We start from the raw sequence: 611 nt of genomic DNA on the forward strand, positions 1-611 counted from the left end.
CGAAATCATCGCCGGTCACTGGGCCGGAACGGAAGAGGCCTTTGCGCCCTGGCCGGATTCGGCCCGCACGTGGCTGATTGACGGACGACGTCCGCAGACCGGCGAAATCTTTCGCAATCCCAACCTGGCCGCCAGTTACCGGCTGATCGCCGCGCAGGGACGCGAGGCTTTCTATCGCGGCTCGATTGCACAGCGGATCGTCGCCTTCAGCGAGACGCACGGCGGCAAGTTCGCGCTGCGCGATTTCGAAGATCATACGAGCGAATGGGTCTCGCCGGTCTCGACAAACTACCGCGGCTATGACGTGTGGGAGCTTCCGCCGAACGGCCAGGGTATCGCGGCGCTGGAAATGCTCAACATTCTCGAAGCCTACGACCTTGCCAAGATGGGGCGCTGCAGCCCCGAGTATCTGCACCTGCTGGTCGAAGCGAAAAAGCTCGCCTTTGCGGACCGGGCGACGTACTACGCCGATCCCGCGATGGCCGAAGTTCCGGTCGAACGCCTGATCTCGAAGGCGTATGCCGCGCAGCAACGCAAGCGGATTGATCCCAGCCGAGCCAGCACCGATGTGCCGCCGGGCAGCCTGGCGATGGAACAGGGAGACACGATCT

General features: G+C 63.5%; 1 protein-coding gene. It reads left to right on the forward strand.

Annotated elements, in window-relative coordinates; translation table 11 throughout:
* The coding region (locus JNK74_29410) for a gamma-glutamyltransferase (GenBank protein MBL7650292.1) at positions 1 to 611 on the forward strand (611 nt) is incomplete at both ends.

The organism is Candidatus Hydrogenedentota bacterium, assembly GCA_016791475.1.
Lineage (GTDB): Bacteria > Hydrogenedentota > Hydrogenedentia > Hydrogenedentales > JAEUWI01 > JAEUWI01.